This window comes from Methylomonas sp. AM2-LC (assembly GCF_039904985.1).
In the GTDB taxonomy this organism is placed as follows: Bacteria; Pseudomonadota; Gammaproteobacteria; order Methylococcales; family Methylomonadaceae; genus Methylomonas.
The window spans coordinates 1,010,093-1,034,918 of sequence record NZ_CP157005.1 but is presented as its reverse complement, the minus strand read 5'-3'; the positions used below and the strand labels follow the sequence as shown (position 1 = coordinate 1,034,918).

At 42.8% G+C, this 24,826-nt stretch carries 29 protein-coding genes and 1 tRNA gene; 13 read left to right on the top strand and 17 right to left on the bottom strand.

All coding sequences use genetic code 11. The features are described 5' to 3' along the window. Positions 1 to 167: 167 nt before the first annotated feature. The 7 genes from ahcY to rpsU form a co-directional block, all read right to left on the bottom strand. Positions 168 to 1,454 carry an adenosylhomocysteinase gene (gene ahcY / locus ABH008_RS04840; RefSeq protein WP_347988722.1) on the bottom strand — a complete coding sequence of 429 codons (1,287 nt, stop codon included), beginning with the start codon at positions 1,452 to 1,454 and terminating at the stop codon, positions 168 to 170. A 17-nt stretch (positions 1,455 to 1,471) separates the two neighbouring features. Beyond that, positions 1,472 to 2,635, bottom strand: a complete 1,164-nt coding sequence (gene metK / locus ABH008_RS04835) for a methionine adenosyltransferase (RefSeq protein ID WP_347988721.1) — start codon at positions 2,633 to 2,635, stop codon at positions 1,472 to 1,474. 70 nt (positions 2,636 to 2,705) lie between these two features. Then, positions 2,706 to 2,782, bottom strand: a tRNA-Ile gene (locus ABH008_RS04830). Positions 2,783 to 2,806: 24 nt separating this feature from the next. Next, the gene (gene rpoD / locus ABH008_RS04825) at positions 2,807 to 4,618 is read right to left on the bottom strand and encodes an RNA polymerase sigma factor RpoD (RefSeq protein ID WP_347988720.1); all 1,812 of its coding nucleotides are present in this window, start codon (positions 4,616 to 4,618) and stop codon (positions 2,807 to 2,809) included. A gap of 81 nt (positions 4,619 to 4,699) precedes the next feature. Further along, on the bottom strand, positions 4,700 to 6,433 hold the full coding sequence (gene dnaG / locus ABH008_RS04820; RefSeq protein WP_347988719.1) for a DNA primase: 1,734 nt from the start codon (positions 6,431 to 6,433) through the stop codon (positions 4,700 to 4,702). Positions 6,434 to 6,449: 16 nt separating this feature from the next. Then, entirely contained in the window at positions 6,450 to 6,899 is a 450-nt protein-coding gene (locus tag ABH008_RS04815) for a GatB/YqeY domain-containing protein (RefSeq protein WP_347988718.1), read from the bottom strand. Between the two features lie 11 nt (positions 6,900 to 6,910). Beyond that, the gene (rpsU, locus tag ABH008_RS04810; protein ID WP_215581636.1) at positions 6,911 to 7,144 is read right to left on the bottom strand and encodes a 30S ribosomal protein S21; all 234 of its coding nucleotides are present in this window, start codon (positions 7,142 to 7,144) and stop codon (positions 6,911 to 6,913) included. Between the two features lie 102 nt (positions 7,145 to 7,246). Between rpsU and tsaD the strand changes: the two genes are divergently transcribed. After that, a complete protein-coding gene (tsaD, locus tag ABH008_RS04805) occupies positions 7,247 to 8,254 on the top strand; it encodes a tRNA (adenosine(37)-N6)-threonylcarbamoyltransferase complex transferase subunit TsaD (protein WP_347988717.1) in 1,008 nt (335 codons plus the stop codon). Between the two features lie 2 nt (positions 8,255 to 8,256). On the opposite strand, the gene plsY is transcribed toward tsaD, so the two are convergent. After that, complete coding sequence (gene plsY, locus ABH008_RS04800; protein WP_347988716.1) at positions 8,257 to 8,829, bottom strand: glycerol-3-phosphate 1-O-acyltransferase PlsY; 573 nt, start codon at positions 8,827 to 8,829, stop codon at positions 8,257 to 8,259. Between the two features lie 88 nt (positions 8,830 to 8,917). On the opposite strand from plsY, the gene folB reads away from it, so the two are divergent. Together folB and folK are read left to right on the top strand one after the other, a co-directional pair. Further along, the gene (gene folB / locus ABH008_RS04795; protein WP_347988715.1) at positions 8,918 to 9,277 is read left to right on the top strand and encodes a dihydroneopterin aldolase; all 360 of its coding nucleotides are present in this window, start codon (positions 8,918 to 8,920) and stop codon (positions 9,275 to 9,277) included. Further along, the gene (folK, locus tag ABH008_RS04790; protein WP_347988714.1) at positions 9,274 to 9,774 is read left to right on the top strand and encodes a 2-amino-4-hydroxy-6-hydroxymethyldihydropteridine diphosphokinase; all 501 of its coding nucleotides are present in this window, start codon (positions 9,274 to 9,276) and stop codon (positions 9,772 to 9,774) included. The genes folB and folK overlap by 4 nt, the downstream gene beginning before the upstream one ends. Here folK and ABH008_RS04785 read toward each other — a convergent pair. From ABH008_RS04785 to ccsA, 3 genes are all read right to left on the bottom strand, one after another. Next, positions 9,763 to 10,494: a pteridine reductase gene (locus ABH008_RS04785; RefSeq protein ID WP_347988713.1), complete on the bottom strand. Its 732-nt coding sequence runs from the start codon at positions 10,492 to 10,494 to the stop codon at positions 9,763 to 9,765. The two genes, folK and ABH008_RS04785, sit on opposite strands and share 12 nt — an antisense overlap. A gap of 9 nt (positions 10,495 to 10,503) precedes the next feature. Continuing rightward, the gene (locus ABH008_RS04780) at positions 10,504 to 10,785 is read right to left on the bottom strand and encodes a hypothetical protein (RefSeq protein WP_347988712.1); all 282 of its coding nucleotides are present in this window, start codon (positions 10,783 to 10,785) and stop codon (positions 10,504 to 10,506) included. A gap of 100 nt (positions 10,786 to 10,885) precedes the next feature. After that, positions 10,886 to 11,686, bottom strand: coding sequence for a cytochrome c biogenesis protein CcsA (gene ccsA, locus ABH008_RS04775; RefSeq protein WP_347988711.1), 801 nt, complete (start codon positions 11,684 to 11,686; stop codon positions 10,886 to 10,888). Between the two features lie 127 nt (positions 11,687 to 11,813). Between ccsA and ffh the strand changes: the two genes are divergently transcribed. The 8 genes from ffh (at position 11,814) to ABH008_RS04735 (ending at position 17,451) form a co-directional block, all read left to right on the top strand. Further along, positions 11,814 to 13,172 carry a signal recognition particle protein gene (gene ffh, locus ABH008_RS04770; RefSeq protein ID WP_347988710.1) on the top strand — a complete coding sequence of 453 codons (1,359 nt, stop codon included), beginning with the start codon at positions 11,814 to 11,816 and terminating at the stop codon, positions 13,170 to 13,172. Positions 13,173 to 13,255: 83 nt separating this feature from the next. Continuing rightward, positions 13,256 to 13,522: a 30S ribosomal protein S16 gene (rpsP, locus tag ABH008_RS04765; RefSeq protein WP_347988709.1), complete on the top strand. Its 267-nt coding sequence runs from the start codon at positions 13,256 to 13,258 to the stop codon at positions 13,520 to 13,522. Positions 13,523 to 13,533: 11 nt separating this feature from the next. Continuing rightward, positions 13,534 to 14,043, top strand: coding sequence for a ribosome maturation factor RimM (rimM, locus tag ABH008_RS04760; RefSeq protein ID WP_347988708.1), 510 nt, complete (start codon positions 13,534 to 13,536; stop codon positions 14,041 to 14,043). Between the two features lie 8 nt (positions 14,044 to 14,051). Beyond that, entirely contained in the window at positions 14,052 to 14,813 is a 762-nt protein-coding gene (gene trmD / locus ABH008_RS04755; protein ID WP_347988707.1) for a tRNA (guanosine(37)-N1)-methyltransferase TrmD, read from the top strand. Beyond that, complete coding sequence (gene rplS, locus ABH008_RS04750; RefSeq protein ID WP_347988706.1) at positions 14,806 to 15,153, top strand: 50S ribosomal protein L19; 348 nt, start codon at positions 14,806 to 14,808, stop codon at positions 15,151 to 15,153. Before trmD ends, rplS begins: the two co-directional genes overlap by 8 nt. An 89-nt stretch (positions 15,154 to 15,242) precedes the next feature. Beyond that, on the top strand, positions 15,243 to 16,130 hold the full coding sequence (gene xerD / locus ABH008_RS04745; RefSeq protein WP_347988705.1) for a site-specific tyrosine recombinase XerD: 888 nt from the start codon (positions 15,243 to 15,245) through the stop codon (positions 16,128 to 16,130). Between the two features lie 2 nt (positions 16,131 to 16,132). Continuing rightward, the gene (gene lpxA / locus ABH008_RS04740; RefSeq protein WP_347988704.1) at positions 16,133 to 16,906 is read left to right on the top strand and encodes an acyl-ACP--UDP-N-acetylglucosamine O-acyltransferase; all 774 of its coding nucleotides are present in this window, start codon (positions 16,133 to 16,135) and stop codon (positions 16,904 to 16,906) included. Between the two features lie 71 nt (positions 16,907 to 16,977). Next, on the top strand, positions 16,978 to 17,451 hold the full coding sequence (locus tag ABH008_RS04735; RefSeq protein ID WP_347988703.1) for a hypothetical protein: 474 nt from the start codon (positions 16,978 to 16,980) through the stop codon (positions 17,449 to 17,451). Positions 17,452 to 17,485: 34 nt separating this feature from the next. Here ABH008_RS04735 and ABH008_RS04730 read toward each other — a convergent pair whose 3' ends face one another. From ABH008_RS04730 to ABH008_RS04715, 4 genes are all read right to left on the bottom strand, one after another. After that, positions 17,486 to 18,787, bottom strand: coding sequence for a M18 family aminopeptidase (locus ABH008_RS04730; protein WP_347988702.1), 1,302 nt, complete (start codon positions 18,785 to 18,787; stop codon positions 17,486 to 17,488). Then, positions 18,784 to 19,179 carry a peptide-methionine (R)-S-oxide reductase MsrB gene (gene msrB, locus ABH008_RS04725; protein ID WP_347988701.1) on the bottom strand — a complete coding sequence of 132 codons (396 nt, stop codon included), beginning with the start codon at positions 19,177 to 19,179 and terminating at the stop codon, positions 18,784 to 18,786. The genes ABH008_RS04730 and msrB overlap by 4 nt, the downstream gene beginning before the upstream one ends. Before the next feature lie 142 nt (positions 19,180 to 19,321). Then, entirely contained in the window at positions 19,322 to 20,047 is a 726-nt protein-coding gene (locus tag ABH008_RS04720) for a UDP-2,3-diacylglucosamine diphosphatase (RefSeq protein ID WP_347988700.1), read from the bottom strand. Positions 20,048 to 20,227: 180 nt separating this feature from the next. Beyond that, the gene (locus tag ABH008_RS04715; protein WP_347988699.1) at positions 20,228 to 20,809 is read right to left on the bottom strand and encodes a peptidylprolyl isomerase; all 582 of its coding nucleotides are present in this window, start codon (positions 20,807 to 20,809) and stop codon (positions 20,228 to 20,230) included. 113 nt (positions 20,810 to 20,922) lie between these two features. Between ABH008_RS04715 and cysS the strand changes: the two genes are divergently transcribed. Together cysS and fchA are read left to right on the top strand one after the other, a co-directional pair. Continuing rightward, positions 20,923 to 22,296 (top strand): cysteine--tRNA ligase, encoded by a 1,374-nt coding sequence (cysS, locus tag ABH008_RS04710; protein WP_347988698.1) that lies wholly within the window; start codon positions 20,923 to 20,925, stop codon positions 22,294 to 22,296. Between the two features lie 10 nt (positions 22,297 to 22,306). Next, entirely contained in the window at positions 22,307 to 22,936 is a 630-nt protein-coding gene (fchA, locus tag ABH008_RS04705; protein ID WP_347988697.1) for a methenyltetrahydrofolate cyclohydrolase, read from the top strand. A gap of 217 nt (positions 22,937 to 23,153) precedes the next feature. On the opposite strand, the gene ABH008_RS04700 is transcribed toward fchA, so the two are convergent. Both ABH008_RS04700 and ABH008_RS04695 read right to left on the bottom strand, forming a co-directional pair. After that, a complete protein-coding gene (locus ABH008_RS04700) occupies positions 23,154 to 24,023 on the bottom strand; it encodes a hypothetical protein (RefSeq protein ID WP_347988696.1) in 870 nt (289 codons plus the stop codon). Next, the gene (locus ABH008_RS04695) at positions 24,004 to 24,822 is read right to left on the bottom strand and encodes a hypothetical protein (protein WP_347988695.1); all 819 of its coding nucleotides are present in this window, start codon (positions 24,820 to 24,822) and stop codon (positions 24,004 to 24,006) included. Before ABH008_RS04695 ends, ABH008_RS04700 begins: the two co-directional genes overlap by 20 nt. Positions 24,823 to 24,826 lie beyond the last annotated feature (4 nt).

Sequence of the window (24,826 nt, the reverse complement as noted above, 5' to 3'; positions counted from 1 at the left end):
TTTGATCCAAGTTAGACTTTTTCTCAAACTGTATTGGTTTAGACCGACACCCGTATTCCGCTTCGCTTCATACAGGCTACATTTGTCGATAGACATAAAAAAAGCCCGGTTAGTTTTCTAACCGAGCTCTTTTTTACCTATCTATTACGGGTTCACACCCACTTTACTTAATAGCGGTAATGATCTGGCTTGTAAGGGCCTTCTACGGGTACATTGATGTAAGCGGCTTGATCGGCTGTCAATTCGGTTAAATGTACACCCAATTGTGCCAGATGCGAACGCGCCACTTTTTCGTCCAGCTTTTTAGGCAGGATATAAACTTTGTTTTCGTATTGCGCGGCGTTATTCCACAGTTCAATTTGTGCCAATACTTGATTACAAAATGAATTAGACATCACGAAACTAGGATGGCCAGTGGCACAACCCAAGTTTACCAAGCGACCTTCGGCTAACACGATAATGCGTTTACCATCAGGAAAAATCACATGATCCACTTGCGGTTTAATGTTTTCCCAGATGTATTGACGCAAACTGGCAATTTCGATTTCCGCATCGAAATGACCGATATTGCACACAATAGCTTGGTCGCGCATGGCCAACAGATGAGCATGCGTGATAATGCTAAAGTTACCGGTAGCGGTAACAAAGATATTAGCAATGGGTGCAGCTTCTTCCATAGTCACTACGCGATAACCTTCCATTGCGGCCTGTAAGGCGCAAATCGGGTCGATTTCGGTAATCCAAACTGTAGCACCTAAGCCACGCAAAGATTGCGCACAGCCTTTACCGACATCGCCATAACCGCAAACCACAGCAATTTTGCCTGCAATCATCACGTCAGTAGCGCGTTTAATGCCGTCAACCAAGGACTCTCTGCAACCGTAAAGATTGTCAAATTTTGACTTGGTTACCGAATCGTTCACATTGAAAGCCGGCACTTTTAAGGTACCTTTTTTCACCATGTCGTATAAGCGCAATACACCGGTGGTGGTTTCTTCAGACAGACCTTTAACATCGGCCATTAATTCTGGAAATTTTTGATGCATCATGACGGTAAGATCGCCACCATCGTCCAGTATCATATTCGGATGCCAGCCATTAGGGCCAACGATGGTTTGTTCAATACACCAATCAGCTTCAGCTTCTGTTTCACCTTTCCAGGCAAATACAGGGACACCCGCCTCTGCAATTGCAGCCGCGGCATGATCTTGGGTCGAAAAAATATTGCAGGATGACCAACGCACTTCGGCACCCAAAGCGGTTAGGGTTTCGATCAGCACTGCGGTCTGGATAGTCATATGCAGACAGCCTGCGATACGTGCGCCTTTTAAGGGTTTTGTAGCGCCAAATTCTTTGCGCAAAGCCATCAAACCCGGCATTTCTGTTTCTGCGATATTAATTTCCTTGCGGCCCCAGGCAGCTAGGCTTAAATCGGCAACTTTGTAATCGACCATGAATTATTCTCTCTAAATTAAATGCCAGCGGCTAATTTTAGCGCGTCGACTTTATCTGTTTTTTCCCAGGTAAAACCTATAGACTCGTTACGACCAAAATGACCGTAGGAGGCTGTTGGTTGATAAATTGGTTTCAACAAATCTAATTGTGCAATTAAACCTTTTGGACGCATGTCGAAATGTTCACGCACGATACTAACCAGACGCTGTTCTTCAATTTTACCGGTACCGAAAGTTTCAATAGTAATGGAGGTAGGTTCTGCCACACCAATTGCATAAGAAACCTGAATTTCACAACGTTCGGCCAAACCAGCCGCGACGATATTTTTTGCTACATAACGGCACATATAGGCAGCTGATCTATCCACTTTGGATGGATCTTTACCCGAAAATGCACCACCACCATGTCGCGCCATACCACCGTATGTATCCACGATAATTTTACGACCCGTTAATCCACAATCACCTACTGGGCCACCAATAATGAACTGGCCGGTGGGATTAATAAAATATTTGGTATCTTTGTGTAACCATTCTTTCGGTAAAACAGGCAGAATGATTTCATCCATTACTGCCTCTTCCAGTAGCTTACCACCAATTTCTGGAGAATGCTGGGTAGACAAAACAACGGCATCAATAGCCACTGGTTTATTATTTTCGTAACGGAAAGTTACCTGACTTTTTGCATCTGGGCGTAACCAGGTTAAGGTTTTGTTTTTGCGAACCTGCGCCTGTCTTTCTACCAGACGGTGTGCGTAGGTAATGGGGGCGGGCATAAAAACATCGGTTTCATTGCTGGCATAGCCAAACATTAAGCCCTGATCGCCAGCGCCTTGTTCGTGATTTTCTGACTCATCAACACCCATAGCGATGTCAGCTGATTGTTTACCAATGGCATTGAGAACTGCACAGGTTTTACCATCAAAACCCACTTCGCCATTATCGTAGCCAATATCGCAAACCACTTTTCTAACCAGTTCTTCGGTATCTACCCAGGCGTTGGTGGTAATTTCACCAGCCAGGATAACCATACCGGTTTTTACAAGCGTTTCGCAGGCAATTCTGGAACGTGGATCTTGAGCCAGTAAAGCATCCACTACAGCATCAGATATCTGATCTGCTAACTTATCGGGATGACCTTCAGATACGGATTCAGATGTAAACAGGTAGTTTTTATTCAAGGCAGTGTCCTCGTTCCAAAATAAAAATTGCGTCTATAAAAAAAGGCCGTATTGCAACGGCCTAAAACAGTGGTGGGCCCTGTAGGACTTGAACCTACGACCTGCCGATTATGAGTCGGAAGCTCTAACCAACTGAGCTAAGGGCCCTCTATCTATTAAATAATATAACGTTTATTCACCATCAAGAAAACATCTTAATTGTTCAGATCTTGACGGATGTCTTAATTTTCTTAATGCTTTGGCTTCAATCTGACGTATCCTTTCGCGGGTAACATCAAACTGTTTGCCTACTTCTTCCAAGGTATGATCGGTATTCATGTTAATACCAAAACGCATACGCAATACTTTTGCTTCTCTTGCAGTCAATCCCGCTAACACATTTTGGGTAGACTCACGTAGACCTGCAATTGTAGCAGATTCAACCGGTGAAAGCATCTTAGAATCTTCAATAAAATCGCCCAAATGCGAATCTTCATCATCACCAATGGGCGTTTCCATAGAAATAGGCTCTTTGGCAATTTTCAGCACTTTTCGAATTTTGTCTTCTGGCATTTCCATGCGTTCAGCTAATTCTTCGGGCGTCGCTTCTCTACCTAATTCTTGCAAAATCTGTCTGGAAACACGATTTAACTTGTTGATAGTTTCTATCATATGCACTGGAATACGTATGGTTCTGGCTTGATCCGCAATAGAACGCGTAATCGCCTGCCGTATCCACCATGTTGCATAGGTCGAAAACTTATAACCACGGCGATATTCGAATTTATCCACCGCTTTCATCAAACCAATATTACCTTCCTGTATAAGATCCAAAAATTGCAATCCACGGTTGGTGTATTTTTTTGCTATAGAAATAACCAAACGCAAGTTTGCTTCGATCATTTCTTTTTTAGCTCGTCTAGCTTTAGCTTCACCCAAGGTAATACTACGGCAAATACTTTTCAGTGTGACGATATTTAAACCATGTTTAGCTTCAATTTCGGCCAGTTTTTGCTGAGCAGAAACCACCTGAGCCTGATGTATCAGTAACACTTCAGCTTGATTTGGATGGCTCTCTACAAATTTGGCAAACCATTCGCTATTACTTTCATTTTCGGTAAAAGCATTCACAAACTCTTTACGTGGCACTTTAGCTTTTTTAACTACAGCGTCTAATACTTGTTTTTCCTGGTCACGAATAGCTATCACTAAATCATCAGACAGGTTAACCATTCTTTTTAGATATTGCGGTGTCCACTTCAATTCTGAAAACACTTCAGTTAACGCGTCAAAAGCCTTCTGCGATTTATCATGTGCATAGCCGTTCTTTTTAACAGCAGACATAACAGACTTCAGGGCTTTTCTAACTTGCTCAACTTTCAGCTTAACTTCTTCATAGTCAATCGCTCTAGCTTCTTCTTCAACCGCTTCATCAGTTGGCGCCTCATCCAGTTCAGGTGCGACTTCCAGCTCAACTTCAGTGAGATCTACAAAACCTAAGACCAGATCAGCCAGACGTAATCCGGACTCTTCGTCCTGTAAGGAATCAAAAGTATCCAGAAAAGAATCCACGATAAAACCGGAACGGGCAATGGCACTAACCACCTGCCGCTGTCCCTCTTCAATACGCTTGGCAATTTTTAATTCTTCTTCGCGGGTTAACAGCTCTACAGAACCCATTTCCCGCATATAAAGACGTACTGGATCGGTAGTACGTCCAAATTCGCTATCGACTGATGCCAGTGCCGCTACTTCCGCGACTTCTTCATCATCATCGGCAGTAACCACCGTATCAGAAGTAATCAGCGAATCGTCATCATCAGGTGCGACTTCGTAAACCTGAATACCCATATCATTGATCATGCCAATAATATCGTCAATTTGCTCAGGATCGATAATATCGCTAGGCAAATGATCGTTTACCTCGGCATAGGTTAGATAACCTTGCGCTTTGCCTTTGGCAATCAGTTGTTTAAGTTGGGATTGCTGTTGCTCTTGATTCATTCTTTACCCACAATACGTTTCAGCACCAAGCTCGGCAGAACCAAACATTATAATGGCATATTGCCATTTTGTCACCCCTGCTCAAGCTTTTCCGCCCATTTTATATTCTTGCATTTCTGCAGCCGTTAATTTTTCTCCGCGACCTACTTTTTCGATCAAAACATCCATTCTGCTGGTTTTAGCCTGCCTTATCAATTGTTCCAGCGCTCCGCAAAATTCACCTAACTCCCCCCCTTCCGGAAGATTCAACATCATTCCAATCAGGGCATTTACGGTTTTGTAATGCGGCGAATCTCGATAAAGCTCCAACAAAACCGCGCTGTTTTCTGGCTTTTTAAGTGCGATAAGCCGTAATGCATCTTGCAATAAATCCACCCCCGCAATTTGCATAGCATCAATATCCTCAGCAAAACCATCAATATGTTTGGCCAGATAGGGATATTGAAATAATAAGGCCATTATTCTGCGCATCAAGTTTGATCTGGGATTTTTTGCAGACAACACTTGCTTAGCAATCGACGTACGCATTAGTTTAGTCGGGTTTTCAGCAATATCCAGCAAGTGAGTACCCGACAATTCTCGCAAACGCGAAAACATCATGTCTCTAAAAAAACCCAACGGCATTTTTTCAAGTTGCGGTTTTGCAGTGACCAGAAATTGTGAACGCCCCTCTAAACTAGTTAGATTCAAATGACTGGCAATTTGTTCAAAAAAATAATCTGACAATACCTGCGCCTGACTAATACGTTCATTAAAACCCGCCAAACCCTCGCTTCTTATCAAAGAATCCGGATCTTGTCCCTGAGGCAACAACATTATTTTTATCTGCCGACCATCTTTCATACTGGGCAGAGCCGTTTCGGTTGCCTTCCACGCCGCCTGTCGCCCGGCTTGGTCTCCGTCAAAACAGAACACTAATTCACCAGAAAAACGGAACAATAAATCGATATGCGTCTTTGAAGTAGCGGTGCCTAATGCAGCAACCGCATTCATCACGCCATACTGAGCCAAGGCAATAACATCCATATAACCTTCAACTACTAATATTTGTGCTGGCTTATTGTTATTTGCTAAGAGCTCACAAACACCATACAACTCCTTGCCTTTTGAAAAAATTGCAGTTTCTGGAGAGTTTAAGTATTTTGGTAAGCTATCGCCCAGAACCCGCCCACCAAAACCGATGACTCGCTTACGCTTGTCGCGGATAGGGAACATGAGCCTGTTCCGAAATCGATCATAGACCTTACCATCTTCTTTCTGTACCAGCATTCCGGTATCGACCAGAGCTTTTTGATCAAATTGTGCTGCTAATGCACCCCAGTTATCGGGCGCATACCCTAAAGAAAAATCACGCGCAATTTCACCTGACACACCGCGCCGCTTAAGATAATCAATGGCCACTTTTCCTTCTGTATTACGCAATTGCTCTGCATAAAAGTTGGCAACCGCCTCTAAAACATCGTAAAGACTGGAAACATCTTGTTTTAAAGCGTACTCGGATTTATTGAAAGCTTCTCGCGGCACCTCGACGCCAACATAAGCCGCCAAATCTTCAACCGCCTCGACAAAATCCAGATGACTAAAATCCATTAGAAAGCTAATAGCATTACCACTGGCACCGCAACCGAAACAATGAAATGTCTGGCGATTACGATTGACGTTAAAACTGGGTGATTTTTCGGTATGAAACGGGCAACGGGCCACGAAATTGCTACCCGTTTTTTTGAGAGGGACATGCGAATCGATCAGATCGACAATATCGACCCGCACCAAGAGATCATCTATAAACTGCCGGGGAATTCTGCCGGAGGTCATTATACCGACAACAGAATTAAGCTACAAAACCGGCCTTAATCCTTGCACTTACCACAGCCATATCGGCTCGTCCCTGCATTTGCGGTTTTAACAAGGCCATAACACTACCCATTTCTTTGATTGACGTTGCGCCAGTTTCAGCAATCGCTTGAGTAACCATTGCGTCTATTTCTGCCTCAGTCAAGGGTAATGGCAAATAATGCTGAATAACCAGCACTTCTGCTTCTTCAATCTCTGCTAAATCTATCCGATTAGCATCTCGGAATTGTTTTATTGATTCCCGACGTTGTTTTAGCATTTTATCGAGAACAACAAGCACCCTGTCATCCTCTAGTTCAATGCGCTCATCAACTTCAATCTGCTTTATTGCAGCCAGAATCATGCGGATAACGCCCAACCTGGCTTTATCACCACTCTTCATTGATGCTTTCATATCGTCCTTGATACGTTCTTTTAATCCTTGCATTTTAAATAACCTTAAATTTGTGGACGACCACGACGCAGGTTTTTCAACGCATAACGTTCACGCGCCAATTTTTTCAAATGGCGTTTTACTGCTGCAGCGCCTTTACGTTTACGTTCTGTGGTTGGTTTTTCGTAAAACTCGCGACGACGCACTTCAGCCAGAACACCCGCTTTTTCACAGGCGCGTTTAAAGCGACGAATCGCTACGTCAAAATGTTCGTTTTCTTTAACTTTAATTGATGGCATTATCGATGATCCGATTTGTGTTAGTATTTTAATGATCAATCAGGCAATAACGCCTGTTGAAACGTTCAATTATACCCGCAAATTAATTTTTTCAAAAACTTAATGTACGTTTTAGGCATAGAAAGCTCTTGCGACGAGACTGCGGTCGCCATTTATCACCCCGAAAAAGGCTTGATTAGCCACTTATTATACAGCCAGGCGGACATGCATAGCGCCTATGGCGGCGTAGTTCCAGAGCTGGCCTCTCGCGACCATATTCGCAAACTAGTGCCATTGATACGACAAACATTACTGGAAAGCCAATTGTCCGCTTCCGATATTGTGGGTATTGCTTACACGGCTGGCCCAGGACTAATGGGATCACTGCTAGTAGGGGCCGCCACTGCGCGTAGTTTAGCCTGGGCCTGGCAGATTCCAGCCATAGCCGTACATCATATGGAAGGACATTTACTGGCTCCAATGCTGGAAGATAATCCACCCAGCTTCCCATTTGTAGCACTATTAATTTCCGGTGGACATACTTTACTGATTGAAGTACAAGGAATCGGTGATTACCAGCTACTGGGCGAATCACTCGATGATGCGGCCGGAGAGGCTTTCGACAAAACAGCAAAGCTATTGGGCCTTCCCTACCCTGGTGGCCCTGCATTGTCCGAACTTGCCAAACAAGGTCGTGAACGGTTTAAATTTCCGCGACCGATGACAGATAGGCCGGGCTTGGATTTCAGTTTTAGCGGATTAAAAACTTTTGCCTTAAACACGATCACTCAATTTGTAGAAAACCAGCAAGACAAAGCCGATGTTGCCTTCGCTTTTCAACAAGCCATGGCCGAAACCTTAAGTATTAAATGCAAACGAGCTCTTTTGCAAACTGGGCTCAATTCCTTGGTAATTGCTGGCGGGGTAAGCGCTAACCACGCCATACGCTCCAGTTTGACTAACATGGCAAAATCACAAGCATCGCAAATCTATTTTCCACGACCGGAGTTTTGCACCGACAATGGCGCTATGATCGCGTATACCGGCTGCCAGCGTTTATTAGCAGGAAACACCCAAAATCTGGAAATTTTTGCGCGGCCACGCTGGCCTATTAATGAATTGACTACCTGATGTTAAGTTTCTTGCCCAGCCAGTAATCGCTGAATATTGCTTTTATGCCGCCACAACAATATTAGCGATATCAGCATAAATGTGGCAACCAAATAAATATCGCCAACAATATACCAAACATAAACAGGTGTTAAACAAGCAGCGACCAAGGCTGACAATGAAGAAATCTTGCCAATTTTATACACCAAAAACCAGGTGCCTGAAACAGCCAGACCCAGTAACCAGTCAACCCCTAAAGTCACCCCAAAGGAAGTTGCCACTCCTTTTCCACCTTTAAATCCGAAAAACAGCGGATATAAATGCCCTAAAAATGCTGCAAACACCACCAGCGACAAGATCAAACTATCCACTGCCAAGACTTTAGCCAATAATACAGGCAATAAGCCTTTTATTGCATCGCCAAATAAAGTAATGGCCGCCGCTTTTTTTCCACCAATGCGCATAACATTTGTTGCACCTGGATTTCCAGAACCATTTTCCCTTGGATCACCCAAACCCATTAACTTACAGACAATAATTGCACTTGACACTGACCCGGTTAAATAGGCAACAGGCACTAGTAACCATTCCATCATCCACACACCCTCATATATTGAAAACTTGAACAGTCGAGATTTTTACTCGATACTGGTATATTTTGAATATCATAACCGGAAAGCAACAATGGATATCATCTTTTTAGGCGGGCTTGAAATCGAAACCGTCATTGGCATTTACGAGTGGGAACGCAACATAAAACAAAAAATCATACTCGATATAGAAATGGGCTTTGACATAAGAAAAGCCGCTGCAAGTGACGATATACAATTCGCATTAGATTACAAAAGTGTTTCTGATCGAATTATCAACTTTGTAGAACAGAGCGACTATTTTTTAGTAGAAACACTAATTGAAGAAATCGCTAACGTTTTACGCTCAGAATTTGAAATACCCTGGTTAAAAATAACTCTAAACAAAAAAGGGGCTATCAGCAGGGCTCAAGATGTTGGCATCATCATAGAACGTGGACAAAAATCGTTATGACCATTGGTTATATTAGTGTTGGTAGCAATATCGACAAAGAAACACATATTCCATCCAGCCTAATAGCGATGCAAAAACTATTTGGTCACTTAACTGTGTCCAGCGTTTATGAATCCACAGCAGTAGGCTTTATAGGCGACACTTTTCATAATCTAATTGTAAAGTTCGAATCGGAACTGGACGCCAAACAAGTGGCCAAGTTATTGCGCCAAATTGAACTTGATCATGGCCGTAGCCACTCAGCTCCAAAATTTTCATCCAGAACCTTAGATCTCGATTTGATATTATACGGCACACAAATCATTAGCGATGGCCGTCTGCAAATACCCAGGAATGAAATTGAATGCTATGCCTTTGTACTGGAACCTTTGGCAGAAATTGCCGCTAGTGAGTTGCACCCGGTAAGCCAACAAAGTTTCGGTACACTTTGGCAAAATTTCGACAAAGAACATTTAACCCAAAAAATAATATACCCGGCTTGGCTTTCAGATATATAAAGTGCGCCCACCATCAATAGTCAAGGTATGTCCGGTAATATAATCTGCATCAGCAATCAAAAACCTTACAGCTTTGGCAACATCATCTGCCTGCCCACAACGTTGCAGCGCCACCCGCTGCAATATTTGATTTTTTTCTGCCTCTGTAACCGTATGTTCTGGCCACAGAATAGCACCAGGGGCTATTGCATTCACCCGCACATCGGGCGCTAAATCTTTGGCTAGACAATGGGTCATCGCTAACAGTCCCGCTTTGCTAATACTGTATACCGGATAACCAGGCAATCCCTTTTCTGCATATATATCGGCTATATTGATGATACAACCGTGCCGTTTTGCCAAAAATGATGCCAAAGCCTGTGATAAAAAAAACGGCGCTTTTAAATTACTGCCGATCAAACTATCCCAGTTGGACTCGCTTACTGTACCTACAACGCCGGGGTTAAATTGCGCAGCATTGTTAACCAATACATCCAATCCTTGCCAACTATCGACGGCAAATTTTGCCAAGTTTTGCAAAGCTTGCATATCCTGCAAATCAGCTTGAAATAAAACTGCGGAATTTTCACGCTTGGCGTTTAACTCGGCATGTAACTGCTCAGCCAACTCGGCAGAGCTGTGATAATGCAAAATCAGATTACATCCTGCGTCATGAAGCACACGGGCACAGGCAGCGCCAATGCGCCGCGCTGCGCCGGTAATCAAAACATTTTTATGCATTCGAAAAATCTACTGTGTAGCAATACTTGCAATTAATTTCTTTCTGATCAGATAACACACCAACAATGAACAAACCACTGGTGACTGCGTTATTAGAAATTCCACTATCGAATGCTGTGAAACCATAGCAGCCAATGGCACGACTATCAGCATTTTGGCTAGCCACCAGGTTAACCAGTAACCAACCAGACCAATAATAGACCAGTTCAACAAAGGCCCTCCGTGATTTTTAGCCGTCAAATAAAACCAGATCAGCGTCAAAATTCCACATAATTTTGCCAGAAATAACATTATCCTCACCCCATAATTATTGTTTTTTTATTGTAATACCGCAGAATTAATGTAATCAAAAAGCCTCTAAACATCAACACTACAGAAACTGAATCAAACCTTAAACTTTCTTTAAAATCAACTCCAATACCAGTTTGCTACCGAAATAGGCCAGTAACAAGAGTACAAAGCCAATTAAAGTCCATTTAATTGCCGAATTTCCACGCCAACCATAACGCAATCGACCTATCAATAATGCAGAAAAAATAAACCAAGCAATAATGGATAATACCGTTTTATGCACTAAATGCTGAGCAAATAAATCATCAATAAACACAAAACCAGTTAGCAGCGAAACGGTCAGAAAAAACAAACCTGAAGCAATCATTTGAAACAATAAAGTTTCCATAGCCTGCAAAGGTGGTAGAGCTAACATCAGACGTTTTGGCTTATGACTACGTAATTGCTGCTCCTGAACAGCCAGTAAAATTGCTTGTAATGCGGCAATATTCAATAGACTAAAGGCAATAATAGAGGTAAAGATATGCGTACTCATTTCCCAGTTATGCGTAACCAGTGGATGATTTTTTTCTGGAAAGATCATATCAAACCCCAAAAGTATGGCCGCCAAGGGAAAAACGGCTATTCCCAACTTTTCAACAGGTTTATCCAGGGCAGCAAACAATAAAATAAACACAATAAACAAAGCTACCAGCGCCGCAGCATTAAAAAAACTAAAATTAAAATCATGGTGCTGCTGAAAGAGTAAAATAGTATACAGAGTGTGTAAACTTGCGCCCAACCACGCCATATACATTGATATACGGGGTTGCTTGCTATTGTTTAGCAACGCTTTCAGTGTCAGTGCAGAAGCACTGCAGTAACTTAAAACAGAGATTATGCCGACGAAAAGGTTGTTCATAATTTGGGTATAAGGAATAATCAAAAGGCGTAATGTTTTGCTTATGTTAAACTAACCAGCCAGATTGTTCTAACCCGTTTGTGTTAGCCCTTGTCAGCCTTGCTCATAGAATAAAAAAGACGCCGATATGTTCGATAATTTAACCGACCGCTTAAGCGGAACCCTTAAAAAACTTAAAGGCCATGGCCGCCTAACCGAAACCAATATAAAAGACTCCATGCGCGAAGTGCGAATGGCGCTTTTAGATGCTGACGTTGCCTTGCCAGTAGTCACTGACTTTATTGAACAAGTTACCCAGCGCGCCCTAGGCCAGGAAGTACAAACCAGCTTGTCACCCGGACAGGCATTGATCAAAGTCGTCCAAGCAGAACTTGTTAGAATGATGGGGTCTGCCAACGAAGAACTAAATTTACGTACCCAGCCACCTGCAATCATTTTAATGGCTGGATTACAGGGGGCGGGTAAAACCACTACTGTAGCCAAGTTGGGCCGACATCTTAAAGAAAAGAAAAAGAAAAAAGTCGGGGTAGTGAGTGTTGACATCTATCGCCCTGCTGCGATCAAACAATTACAAACATTGGCAGAGGACGTCGGTTTAAAGTTTTTCGAAAGCGATAATTCTGAAAATCCCATCGATATTGTTAAGCGCACCATCGATGCCGCCAAACGTCAATTTATAGATGTACTGATTGTTGATACTGCTGGTCGTCTGCACATTGACGATGAAATGATGGCAGAAATAAAAGCATTGCACGCAGCCATCAATCCTATAGAAACCCTGTTTGTAGTGGACAGCATGACAGGTCAGGACGCAGCCAACACCGCTAAAGCCTTTCATGACGCCTTACCTCTTACTGGTGTTATATTAACAAAAACCGATGGTGATGCACGTGGTGGCGCGGCATTGTCAATTCGTCAAATTACCGGAAAACCTATTAAATTTATGGGTGTCGGCGAAAAATCCGACGCTCTTGAACCATTCTATCCTGACCGACTGGCTTCACGTATTTTAGGTATGGGCGATGTATTATCGCTGATAGAAGATATTGAACAAAAAGTCGATCAGAAAAAAGCAGAACAACTGGCGAAAAAAATACAGAAAGGCAAATCTTTCGATCTTAACGACTTAAAAGATCAGCTTACTCAAATGCAAAACATGGGTGGTGTTGGCGCCATGATAGACAAATTGCCCGGCATGGGAGGCATACCCAAAGATATAAAAGAAAAAGTTAATGATAAAGATTTAGCTCGACAGATTGCTGTAATCAACTCCATGACCCTACAGGAAAGACGCTTTCCTGATTTGATTAAAGGCAGTAGAAAACAGCGAATAGCCACGGGTTGCGGTCAGGATTTACAGGATGTTAATAGAATTCTGAAGCAACATAAGATGATGGAAAAGATGATGAAAAAATTCAGCAAAGGCAATTTAGCCAATATGATGCGTGGCCTGCAAAGCAATATGCGCGGGATGCGAATGGGCTAATTGCAATTTATACTTCACTTATACGGAAAATCGCGTAGAATAAGCCGATTAAATTTTGGTTCAATGTTTTTTAAGGTATTCAAATGGTAAGCATTCGTTTGTCAAGAGGTGGCGCTAAAAACCGCCCTTTTTATCATGTTGTAGTTACAGACAGCAGAAGTAGTCGCGATGGTCGTTATATAGAGCGCGTAGGCTTTTTTAATCCTTTAGCACGCGGTGGCGAGCAAAGATTAGTTTTAGATTGTGAACGCGTCCAGTATTGGAAATCTAACGGTGCACAACCGACAGATAGCGTGGCAAGACTTATTAAAGACGCTAATAAAGCGGCTGCAGTTGCAACAGCAGCTTAAGAAGTTAGCCATTGCCAAGCGGTGATTTGCTAAAAGCCGGCGAGATTTCCGGTGTTTTTGGCGTAAAAGGCTGGGTAAAGATTTTTTCTTTTACTGATCCACGCGAGAATATCCTCCGATATTCACCGTGGATATTGCGAAAGAATGATCAAGAAAGGGAAATCAAGATAGTAAGCGGACAACGCCATGGGAACGTGGTCGTTGCAGAACTGGAAGGCATTGCTGACCGGGATGCCGCATTGGCACTCATGGGTTTTGAGATACTGATAAACCGGACGCAATTACCAAAACCCAATGACGATGAATATTATTGGACCGATTTAATTGGGCTTGAGGTTGAAACTGACAAGGGTATTAAACTTGGAAAAGTTGATCATTTGCTAGAAACAGGTGCCAATGATGTTTTAGTGGTTATTAATGGCAATACTGAGCGACTGATCCCCTTTTTACTAAAGCAGACAATTTTAGAAATAGACTTGCAAGCAAGAGTGATGCGAGTTGATTGGGACCCGGATTTCTGATTACGCCGATGCGTTTTGATGTTATCAGCCTTTTTCCTGACATGGTGCTAACTGCTGCTGCCTGTGGAGTAACTGGCAAAGCCATAGATCAAGGTATAGTCAATCTATCTGCCTGGAATCCTAGAGATTACACGCATGATAAACACCGTACCGTTGATGACAGGCCTTATGGTGGTGGCCCAGGCATGGTAATGAAATACCAGCCATTGCTTGATGCAGTTAATGCCGCAAGACGGCAAAACACAACTGGAAATAGTCGTGTGGTTTGTATGGGGCCGCAAGGTAAACCTATCAACCAACAGCTATTACAAAATGCGAGTAATCACCAACAATTAATTCTGGTTGCTGGTCGTTATGAAGGCATAGATGAACGCTTCATTGAAAACGTGTGCGATGAAGAATGGTCTTTGGGAGACTATGTTATAAGCGGCGGAGAACTGGCAGCATTAATTGTTATTGATGCAATCACCCGCTTAATTCCTGGTGTACTAGGTGATGAAGATTCTGCCAAACAAGATTCCTATGCGGACGGTTTATTGGACTGCCCGCATTACACGCGACCTGAACAGAGCGATTTAGGCAATGTTCCAGAAGTATTATTAGGTGGAAATCACGCCGAAATAAAACGCTGGCGCATGAAACAATCCTTAGGCCGAACATGGTTAAGACGCCCGGATTTGCTCAAAAATATAGAATTAAGTGCAGAGCAAAATGCTTTGCTGAAAGAATTTAAAACTGAAGTTGATACATTAGGGTGTGGTAATGAGTAAAATTATTGAAGAATTGGAAAATGCGCAGCTGAAAAACGATGTGCCGGATTTTGGACCGGGCGACACAGTCGTTGTACAAGTACGGGTAGTTGAAGGTACTCGTGAACGTTTGCAAGCATTTGAAGGCATTGTAATTGCTAAGCGTAATCGTGGATTAAACTCTGCATTTACCGTTAGAAAAATTTCTCATGGTGTAGGTGTAGAGCGTGTTTTCCAAACACACAGCCCTTCAGTTGGCAGCATTGAAGTTAAGCGTCGTGGTGACGTTCGTCGTGCAAAACTATACTATTTGCGCGATCTGACTGGTAAAGCGGCACGTATTAAAGAAAGACTTTCTTAATCGCTTACCCGGCTTACATCTCATATTGAATAAAAAAGGCGGCTCTATGCCGCCTTTTTTTGCTCAATACAGCTAAAGAATTTAACTTCATGCCTGAGTCAATTCGGATTATTGAGGCTTTTTTAAACATCTTATGGCTTGAGTTTGGTCTCAGCGATAATACTTTAGCGGCTTATGGCAGTGATCTTAAGCAGTTTTCCGCTTGGTTAAAAAGCAAACCATTGTTAGAAGCAAACGAGGCAGATATTTCTGCTTATTTGCAATTTCGACAAAAACAAGGCACCAGTAACCGCTCGGCAGCCAGATTATTATCCAGCCTGCGCAGATTTTACGGCTACTGCCTACGTGAACATAAAATCAGTATCGATCCTTCGCATCTAATTGATTCGCCACATCTAGGTCGCCCCTTGCCGGGTTCGTTATCAGAAGCAGACGTTGATTTGCTTTTAGACACACCTAATACCCTTAGTTTACTGGGTTTTAGAGACAAAACTATGCTGGAATTATTATATGCAACTGGATTACGTGTTTCCGAACTGGTAGACCTGACCTTTCAACAAATCAATTTTAGACAAGGCTGTGTCAGAATTAGTGGTAAAGGCGACAAAGAACGATTGGTACCTTTTGGAGAAGAGGCCTTGGAATGGCTGGAACGTTATACGGAAAACGCTCGACTAGCACTTCTGGGCAATAGACAAAGTGATTATTTGTTTGTAACCTCTCGTGGAAAGAATATGACAAGACAAGCCTTTTGGCATATTATCAAACGTTATGCAAAATTGGCTGGCATAGATCAGCATTTATCTCCCCATACTCTACGTCATGCATTTGCGACGCATTTGCTTAATCATGGCGCAGACTTACGGGCAGTACAAATGCTGTTGGGACATTCAGATTTATCAACCACCCAAATCTATACTCACATTGCCCAACAACGTATGAAAGAACTACATACTAAATATCACCCCAGAGGATAATTATGACATCATCGATTCATCCAACTGCATACATTGCAAGCACGGCCATTTTAGGTGAAAATGTAACCGTTGGCCCATTTGCAGTGATTGAAGAAGGAGCGTTGATAGGTAATCATTGCCAAATTGGTGCTCACGCCGTTATCCATGGACAAGTACGTATGGGTGAGAGTAATATATTACATCCTCATGCTGTATTGGGTGGACTACCTCAAGATCTGAGTTTTGATGCCAAAACTTTGTCGTGGCTGGAGATAGGTGACGGCAATGTATTCCGGGAAGGTTTTACTGCCCATCGAGCCACACAAGCCAATGGATCAACCCGTATAGGTTCAAATTGTTATTTTATGAATAACAGCCATGTTGCACATGATTGTACGGTAGGCAATAAAACAATTTTTGCCAATAATGTAGCGATTGGTGGCTTTGTTGAGATAGGCAGTCATGTGTTTATGGGCGGAGCAGTCGTGGTACATCAATTCTGTCGCATTGGCTCATATGCCATTGTACAAGGCACTACGGGCATTAATATGGATGTTATCCCTTATATGTTAATTGGTGGACGTCCAGCTAAACACTATCGTTTAAATATTGTCGGCTTAAGACGTGCAGGTATAGTAGGCGAAAACTATAAAGTACTTTCATCGGCTTTTAGGCTTTTGAAAAAAAAAGCCAGCTTGGACGCATTGCAATTAACGGAAGAAGTGCAATACTTAAAGGAGTGGCTTGCAGCAGACTCGAAACGAGGTTTGCATGGATTTATTGATATCAGTCAATAATTGATACGCTAAAGCTAACGAACACTATTTTTATATACCAGTAACTTGCGAAACCAACACAGTCATCTGCCATGAAAATTTACGTCATTGATAATACCGGGCAAATTCAACCAGAGTTGTTAATTTCGCAGCCTAGCGCCCGATTTTTTTCCGATGAAATACAAGCGGTCAATGCTGTAGATGAACAATCGCCGAACCTAATCTTGCTTCATTATCATGTACGAAACAAAGAAACAGCCCGCTATATAGATTTGTTACTGACCATAAGCCCGACTAGCGACATTATAGTATTGGGTGACAATCTGACAGAAGATCAAATCGTACATTGCCTATTACAAGGAGCCAAGGGCTATCAGAATGTTACAGATCTGGCAATTTACATTGACAAAATTATCAAGGTTATAGCAGAGGGTGAAGCTTGGATTAGCCGCCGCTTAACATCCTGCATGATGACCGCGATTCGTAAACAAAACAGCTTGGATAATAGCGATAGTTTTTATTTTTCTGGCGAGTATACTTTTTCAGCAACTCACCAAAAAAACTAAGGTTTAAGCATAATTTTGCTACAACAAAAATGCCTTAGCTAGAAAAAAAACAGCGTAATGCCATGATCATATAATGATGATCCAGAACGCCTGCGCTTTCTCTGACACTATGCATGGCCCACATCGGGTTGCCAACATCAACCGTGCGTATACCAAGCTTTGCTGAAGCAATAGGGCCTATCGTACTACCGCAGGGCAAATCACCACGGTGCGCATATTTTTGATAAGGTACACCAGCCTGTTCACAATAGGTAATGAATTGCGCCTCGGACTGGCAATCAGTTGCATAGCGATGATTAGCATTTGTTTTGATTACCGGCCCTTGATTTACAATAACTTTATGGTTTGATTCGTAAGCGGCTGGGTAGTTAGGCTGATAGGCGTGAGCCATATCGGCACTAATCATAAAACTATTAGCAAAAGTGCGTTGCTGCGCATCATTTTCTTTCGCAACTGCATTCACTATGCGGATTAAAACATCGGGCAGAAAACTACCTGCAGCCCCTTTCATGCTTTCACTACCAATTTCTTCATGATCAAAAAAGGCGCAAACTAAGCTATTATCGCTATTTAAAGTAGCCTCATCCAGCAGCGCGGTTAATCCAGCATGGCAGGAGGCCAGATTATCCAATTGACTATTAGCATAAAACGCCTGATCTACCCCCCAAAACACACCTTTCTGTGTATCATAGACATTCAGTTCCCAACTTAAAATACGTTCAGACCGAATACCTAAAGTCGTTGCCAACAAATCTTGTAAATACGTATCAGGTAATTGCTGCTGAATATAAGTGGCAATGATAGCCGCCAGTTCGCTTTGTTTGTTAAGCTTTAAACCTTCTTCATTCACCGCTCGATTCATATGGATAGCCAAATTGGGCAAGCGCAACAATACTTTTTCAAAATCTAATAAACGACAGTCAATACCACCATTGTCGTTGCGAAACGCCACCCGTCCGGCCAGACTTAAATCACGATCAGTAAAAGTTGCCAATATCGGCCCACCATAGACTTCAAGGGCCAAACGCAACAATTTATCGGTATGCAGTAATGGATTAGGTTTTAAGCGCAAGCCTGGGGAATCGGTATGCGCTCCCAAAATTTTAAAGCCTGTATCAAGCAAAGGCTGCTTACCTAATACGAATAGAACCAGCGAAGAATCATCACGCACGACATAATAGCGCCCGCCCTTGACTAAATTCCATGCCTCCGTTTCGTACAAACGCCGAAACTGGAACTTTTGTAAGCGAGTCTCTATGCTGGCGCAAACATGCCAAGGACTTGGACTGCTATCAATAAAACTCAATAAATCCTGACATTGTTGTTTTGCAATCATGGCTTTTCGTGCAAGGTTAAAGCAACTGAATTAATACAATATCTTAATCCGGTAGGTTGTGGTCCATCAGGAAAAACATGCCCCAGATGCGCATCGCAATGCTTACAGGTCACTTCAATGCGGCGCATACCATGACTTTTATCTTCTAGAAGATGGACATTCTCGGCATCGAGTATTTCCCAAAAACTCGGCCAACCGCAACCCGAATGAAACTTGTGCGAAGAGGAAAACAAAGCATGGCCGCAGCATACACAGTGGTAAATACCCTCTTGCGTGCAGTCGGTATATTTACCCGTAAAAGGAGGCTCAGTGCCTTTTTCCCTACACACATGAAATTGCTCAGGCGTGAGTTTAGTGCGCCAATCTTGTTCAGTTTCGGTCTGATCTGTCATGAGAAATTCAACGGGGGCTGTGACAAAAACGCCATTGTACGCGCTCAACTTTATCAATACAAAATGAGATATTGATCAGCACTCGTTTAAGAGCATAAGATCTAGGCAAGACAGCTGTTATAAGGTATTTTTTGATTAAGCTCTAGATTTTTTCGACTAACCAGCCGCCATTCCAGCACAAAACTTCCGCCCCACTTTTTTTCCAATCAGCCAGTACGAAACGGGTGGCATTTTGATTATCAAGCAGAAACTCATGCCGAGCCGGGCGATGAGTATGCCCATGAATCAAAATTCGGCATTGATACTGTTGCATGATAGTGGCCACTGTGTCCTGATTGACATCCATAATCTGCTGCGATTTGTTACGTTTGTGAAAATAACTGCGCAACCGATACCAGCGTGCAGCTAACAAGCGCACCCAAAGCGGTTTTGAAAGTATTTGCTGCTGCCATTCGCGGCTATGTGATTTAACTCGAAAAGCTTGATACGGCAAATCATCACTACACAACAAATCACCGTGCGTTAAGAGTATCGGCTCATCGATATTGATAACAGCGTACTCATCAAGCAAGGTAATACCTGCTTCTTTACAAAAATCGAAACCTAATAAAAAATCACGATTACCTTGCAGTAGATATATAGCGGTGCCTGAAGCGGCTAACTGTTTAAACGCTTTTTTAATAGCTGGATTGGGCGGCGTATTATCATCATCACCTACCCAGGCATCAAATAAATCGCCCAAAATATAGAGAGCCGCAGCTTTTATTGCACGTTGTTCTAAAAAATTCAGAAACAGACGGGTAATTTCAGTTTTTTCCAACGATAAATGCAGGTCTGATATAAAAAGAATTTCGGATTTTAAAGTCATGCGTTTATGTTGGTCGCAAAAAATATTCGTTTGTCTAAATTTCAGACCGGGATTAATGAGTATCTCATCATTTTAATATTGCATCGATAGCGTTAATAGTCCATTCACCCTATTCTGAATAAGGATGAACGGAGCTTTTATAACGACGTGGCAAAACCAAGAATAAACCAATACTCAGAATTATTGAACAATTTCAGCTTTTTCAATAACGATGTCTGTTTTAGGTACATCCTGATGTCCATTGCGATTGCCTGTAGCTTGTTTAGCCATGCTATCTGCAACATCCATACCTTCGACAACTTCTCCAAATACAGCATAACCCCAACCACTGGCAGTGGCGCTGGTGTAATCTAAAAAGCCATTGTCTTTATAGTTAATAAAGAACTGAGCCGTAGCAGAATTTGGATCGCTAGTACGCGCCATAGCCAAAGTGCCACGTTTATTTTTCAGACCATTGTCTGCTTCATTTTTAATGGGAGCATTGGTGGTTTTTTGTGCAAACGACTGATCAAAACCACCACCTTGTGCCATAAATCCGGGAATAATTCGATGAAAAATAGTGCCGTTATAAAACCCTTGTTTTACGTATTCGAGAAAATTTGCACTGGAAACAGGTGCTTTTTCGTCTTCCAGTTGAATGGTAATAATGCCTAATGAAGTGGTTAATTTTACTTTAGTATGAGTGTTGGACATGTTTTTTTCTGTTGCAAATGAAAGAGTTGTAAATAAAAATAGAGTTAAAAGAAACAAAGCCTTGCGCATAAAACCTCCTTTAAATTGATGCAAGGTATGAATTTTATGTGTTTTTATCTTGAAAGAGAAGCCCAAATCTTGATAGATTGCTAAGTGTTTTGCCGTATTCTACCCTAATCCCTATGTTAAAAATCTATAACACTCTAACTCGCAGCAAGCAGGAATTCATCCCCAAACAAGCCGGAAAAGTTGGTATGTATGTGTGCGGCATGACCGTCTATGACTATTGTCACATTGGCCATGCCAGAGTGATGGTGGTTTTTGATACTGTCGCGCGCTACCTGCGTTATTCTGGATTTCAGTTGACCTATGTACGCAATATTACCGATATTGACGATAAAATCATTCAGCGTGCCAACGAAAATCAGGAAACTTTTCAAGCATTGACTGAACGTTTTATTAGCGCCATGCATGAAGATGAACGCGCATTAGGGGTACAAGCCCCTGACAAGGAACCTCGCGCCACACAATCTATTGGCGACATTATTGCCATGATCAAACAATTGATCGCTAATGACTTAGCTTATATTGGCGGTAACGGTGATGTTTTTTATGCTGTCAGTCGTTTTCATGGCTATGGCAAATTATCCGGAAAAAATATTGAGGACTTACAAGCAGGTGAACGTGTCGATGTTGATACTGCCAAACGAGACCCGTTGGATTTTGTGTTATGGAAAATGGCAAAACCTGACGAACCCTATTGGGATTCGCCCTGGGGAAAAGGTCGTCCAGGGTGGCACATTGAATGTTCAGCTATGTCTACCTGTTGCTTGGGTGATCATTTTGACATTCATGGCGGCGGCATGGACTTACAGTTTCCCCACCATGAAAATGAAATTGCTCAATCGGAAGGCGCTACCGGCCAACCCTTCGTTAATTATTGGATGCATAATGGTTTTGTACGCGTCAATGAAGAAAAAATGTCGAAATCTTTGGGCAATTTTTTCACTGTCAGAGAAGTACTAAAACAATACCGACCTGAAATTATTCGCTTTTTTATTCTTTCCAGTCATTACCGCAGCCCTTTGAACTATGCAAGCGAACAACTGGATGATGCCGGCATTGCTCTTACGCGCCTTTATACAGCGCTAAGAGGGATAGAAATCGATCATCAAGCTATCGATATTCAATACCAGCAACGCTTTCAACAAGCTATGGACGATGACTTTAATACCCCAGTTGCCCTAGCGGTATTATTCGACTTAACTCGTGAGTTAAATAAATCACAGGAAAAAGCAGTATTGGCTTCCAGCTTAAAACAATTGGCAGCAGTTTTGGGGTTGCTACAGGACGATCCGGACAATTTTCTACAGGGCGGTTCTGATGCTTCCGGTTTAGACGAATCACAAATTGAAACACTGATCGAAGCCCGTAAAACTGCTAAAGCCAATAAAGACTGGGCGCAGGCAGACAGTATCCGAGAGCAACTGAAAGCGCAAAATATTGTGCTGGAAGATATAGCTGGTGGCAAAACCATTTGGCGCCGCGAAAACTAAGGAAAAATAGATGTGTGAAATGAAAGATCAGCCCGTACAGATTTTTTTAGATGAGTTAGCCAGCAAACAAGCCACACCGGGTGGCGGCAGTGCTGCTGCATTGATGGGAGCGCAGGCTGCTGCCCTAATAAGTATGGTATGCAACCTCACCATTGGCAAACCTAAATACGCCGCCGTAGAAGCAGATATGCAAGCACTATTAACGTCTGCCGAACAGCTACGTACCACTTTAACGGGCATGATTAAAACCGATATTGAAGTATTTGATAAGTTGATGTCCAGTTATGCCTTACCGAAAACGACTGATGCTGAAAAGGCACTAAGAAGCGCACAAATTCAAGAGGTATTAAAAGAGGCCACTCAAGTACCTTTAGATTGTGCTAAAGCCTGTGCTAAGACCTTGGCGCTGAGCCGCATAGCGGCCGAAAAAGGCAATGCAGGGGTAATAAGCGATGCTGGCGTAGCTTTAATGTCTGCTTATAGTGGTTTAAAGAGTGCAGCATTAAATGTTTATATCAATGCCGCAAGTCTTAAAGATAGAGAATTTGCTGAAGCAAAACTGGCCGAATTGCAAGAACTTAGTCTGGATGTGGAAACTGAAGTGGCCAGTATTTATGCATTGGTAAAAGAACGGCTTTAGTTTGTTAAAAAATGCGTAATTACCAATAAGTTTGAACTAATTTTAGTACGTGACTTTCCAGAAAAGGACATGATGAATATGTGTTTATATACTTGCCACCCCACATATATCATGCGTATTAGTAAACAGCGAAAAGTAACAATTATTGCCACCAAAATTACCAATATGATTAATTTTGTCAGACTTAGGATTTAAATAAACTTAACAGACTAAGTACCTAGCCAGCATTGGACTGCTCGAAATGACTGAGTATCTCGTGTAATCTTCGCGGTAATTTTGTATCCAATTGGGCTTCGGCTGCGATTTTGAGCAACAGCTGGCGCAGCTCGGTAGTAACGGGTGTCGCATCGGGTTTTGGCGCGATGCTATCAGTGTTGAACCAAATTTTGGGTTGATAATCAAATAACGATTCCAGCACTGGCAGGCGTAAATTAGGCGGCAACTTTCCACTCATCAGCTGGGCCAAATGCGCCACAAGCGTTGGGTTGCGCCGATGTTGCAGGACAGAGTCATGCAACCAAGCAATTTTTTGCTCCAACGGGATCCCTTCATCCATCAGCATTTGGGTAAATAAAATTACGGCAGGTTGCGAGCCGTTGCTTAACAATGCAACGACTACTTGCTCTAAGAATATGGAATCCGCGGTGCTGTATCGGCCCAAAAACGCCAAAGCTTCTGTAGGTAAAGGATTTCGAGTACTTAACGCGCTGATGAGCAACCCGACACATGAATCGCAATGATTGATAATCTCGTCACCGGTCAAGGCAATCAATGTGTGGGAAGCAGCTGGAGAACGATTAGTGCGTAGCGCTTGGAAAATTTGTGCCAGACGTAATCGACTAGCTGGCATGCTGACAACCTCTTCGCGAGAATCTAGCTGAGATAGGGTAGACGATGAGCTGAGTTGATCCTCCAATAGCTTTTGTTGAGTGACATCGGCACTTTGTGCCAACACCAGCAGCTGCTGCAAAAGTCGATCCGCCTCTGGGTTGGCGATTTCGAATGCTAAGGTGGGCTGCGGCCGAGGCCCAGCGGACAGTAGGCCGCTAAATAGCAAGATCAGTAAACTAACGAGACGAATATTCACGGAACATCAAATCCAATTCGGATAACATCATATCGACTGCCGCCGTTTCTGGAATTTTCAATTCCAAATTAGTCTTGGCATACTGGCATAGCGCTTGTAGTTCCAGCAAGGCTTCACGAGAAGCCAAAGCTCTGGGAGGTGGGACAGGTTTATCGCAGGATTTATACCATTCCAGTTTACGGTAAGTACACAACGCCTCCACCAGAGAACCTTTTAATTCGGGCGGAAAATCGGCTTGGAGTAGTCTGTGGCAACATTGCAATAACGGTAAATCATTGCGTTGTTCCAGAATGGAATCCCGTATCCAGGCCAATTTGAAATCGTAGTCTTGTTCGGCATCCAGCATTTTTTGCTCCAATAATGCAATGGCCGGTTCACTACCGTTTTTACATAAGGCGTCGATCACAAAATGCACATGCACGGAATCTGGGGTACTATGCGCGTCCCAATATTTTATCGCTGCTGGCGGGGCGGGGCGGATACCGGTAAGCGACTTTACCAAAATTTCCACTAAGGCGTCTTTTTCATTAAATGCCGCTACTTCGGTTAAACCAAGCAAGGTTTTTTGTGCCACAGGGGAGGGATTTCTGAGTAGCGCTTTAAAAATCCGGGTAATTCGTAATTGTTTTGGTGGCAAGCGTATGTAATCTTCCGGGCTGTCCAAGCTATTAATATAATCTGCAGACGCCAAGGCTGCCAACAACGGCGTCTGTTCATTGGCAGTTTGGCCGCTAGCCCAGACAATACCTTGTTTTAGTAATGCCTTGTCGTACGATGGGTTATCAATGGTGTCTGACATGATT

Excerpts from the sequence above, each read along its gene's own strand:
- ahcY (WP_347988722.1), bottom strand. The coding sequence starts at position 1,454 with ATGGTCGATTACAAAGTTGCCGATTTAAGCCTAGCTGCCTGGGGCCGC.
- rpoD (WP_347988720.1), bottom strand. The coding sequence starts at position 4,618 with ATGAATCAAGAGCAACAGCAATCCCAACTTAAACAACTGATTGCCAAA.
- dnaG (WP_347988719.1), bottom strand. The coding sequence starts at position 6,433 with ATGACCTCCGGCAGAATTCCCCGGCAGTTTATAGATGATCTCTTGGTG.
- ABH008_RS04815 (WP_347988718.1), bottom strand. The coding sequence starts at position 6,899 with ATGCAAGGATTAAAAGAACGTATCAAGGACGATATGAAAGCATCAATG.
- rpsU (WP_215581636.1), bottom strand. The coding sequence starts at position 7,144 with ATGCCATCAATTAAAGTTAAAGAAAACGAACATTTTGACGTAGCGATT.
- tsaD (WP_347988717.1), top strand. The coding sequence starts at position 7,247 with ATGTACGTTTTAGGCATAGAAAGCTCTTGCGACGAGACTGCGGTCGCC.
- plsY (WP_347988716.1), bottom strand. The coding sequence starts at position 8,829 with ATGATGGAATGGTTACTAGTGCCTGTTGCCTATTTAACCGGGTCAGTG.
- folB (WP_347988715.1), top strand. The coding sequence starts at position 8,918 with ATGGATATCATCTTTTTAGGCGGGCTTGAAATCGAAACCGTCATTGGC.
- folK (WP_347988714.1), top strand. The coding sequence starts at position 9,274 with ATGACCATTGGTTATATTAGTGTTGGTAGCAATATCGACAAAGAAACA.
- ABH008_RS04785 (WP_347988713.1), bottom strand. The coding sequence starts at position 10,494 with ATGCATAAAAATGTTTTGATTACCGGCGCAGCGCGGCGCATTGGCGCT.
- ABH008_RS04780 (WP_347988712.1), bottom strand. The coding sequence starts at position 10,785 with ATGTTATTTCTGGCAAAATTATGTGGAATTTTGACGCTGATCTGGTTT.
- ccsA (WP_347988711.1), bottom strand. The coding sequence starts at position 11,686 with ATGAACAACCTTTTCGTCGGCATAATCTCTGTTTTAAGTTACTGCAGT.
- ffh (WP_347988710.1), top strand. The coding sequence starts at position 11,814 with ATGTTCGATAATTTAACCGACCGCTTAAGCGGAACCCTTAAAAAACTT.
- rpsP (WP_347988709.1), top strand. The coding sequence starts at position 13,256 with ATGGTAAGCATTCGTTTGTCAAGAGGTGGCGCTAAAAACCGCCCTTTT.
- trmD (WP_347988707.1), top strand. The coding sequence starts at position 14,052 with ATGCGTTTTGATGTTATCAGCCTTTTTCCTGACATGGTGCTAACTGCT.
- rplS (WP_347988706.1), top strand. The coding sequence starts at position 14,806 with ATGAGTAAAATTATTGAAGAATTGGAAAATGCGCAGCTGAAAAACGAT.
- xerD (WP_347988705.1), top strand. The coding sequence starts at position 15,243 with ATGCCTGAGTCAATTCGGATTATTGAGGCTTTTTTAAACATCTTATGG.
- lpxA (WP_347988704.1), top strand. The coding sequence starts at position 16,133 with ATGACATCATCGATTCATCCAACTGCATACATTGCAAGCACGGCCATT.
- ABH008_RS04735 (WP_347988703.1), top strand. The coding sequence starts at position 16,978 with ATGAAAATTTACGTCATTGATAATACCGGGCAAATTCAACCAGAGTTG.
- ABH008_RS04730 (WP_347988702.1), bottom strand. The coding sequence starts at position 18,787 with ATGATTGCAAAACAACAATGTCAGGATTTATTGAGTTTTATTGATAGC.
- msrB (WP_347988701.1), bottom strand. The coding sequence starts at position 19,179 with ATGACAGATCAGACCGAAACTGAACAAGATTGGCGCACTAAACTCACG.
- ABH008_RS04720 (WP_347988700.1), bottom strand. The coding sequence starts at position 20,047 with ATGACTTTAAAATCCGAAATTCTTTTTATATCAGACCTGCATTTATCG.
- ABH008_RS04715 (WP_347988699.1), bottom strand. The coding sequence starts at position 20,809 with ATGCGCAAGGCTTTGTTTCTTTTAACTCTATTTTTATTTACAACTCTT.
- cysS (WP_347988698.1), top strand. The coding sequence starts at position 20,923 with ATGTTAAAAATCTATAACACTCTAACTCGCAGCAAGCAGGAATTCATC.
- fchA (WP_347988697.1), top strand. The coding sequence starts at position 22,307 with ATGTGTGAAATGAAAGATCAGCCCGTACAGATTTTTTTAGATGAGTTA.
- ABH008_RS04695 (WP_347988695.1), bottom strand. The coding sequence starts at position 24,822 with ATGTCAGACACCATTGATAACCCATCGTACGACAAGGCATTACTAAAA.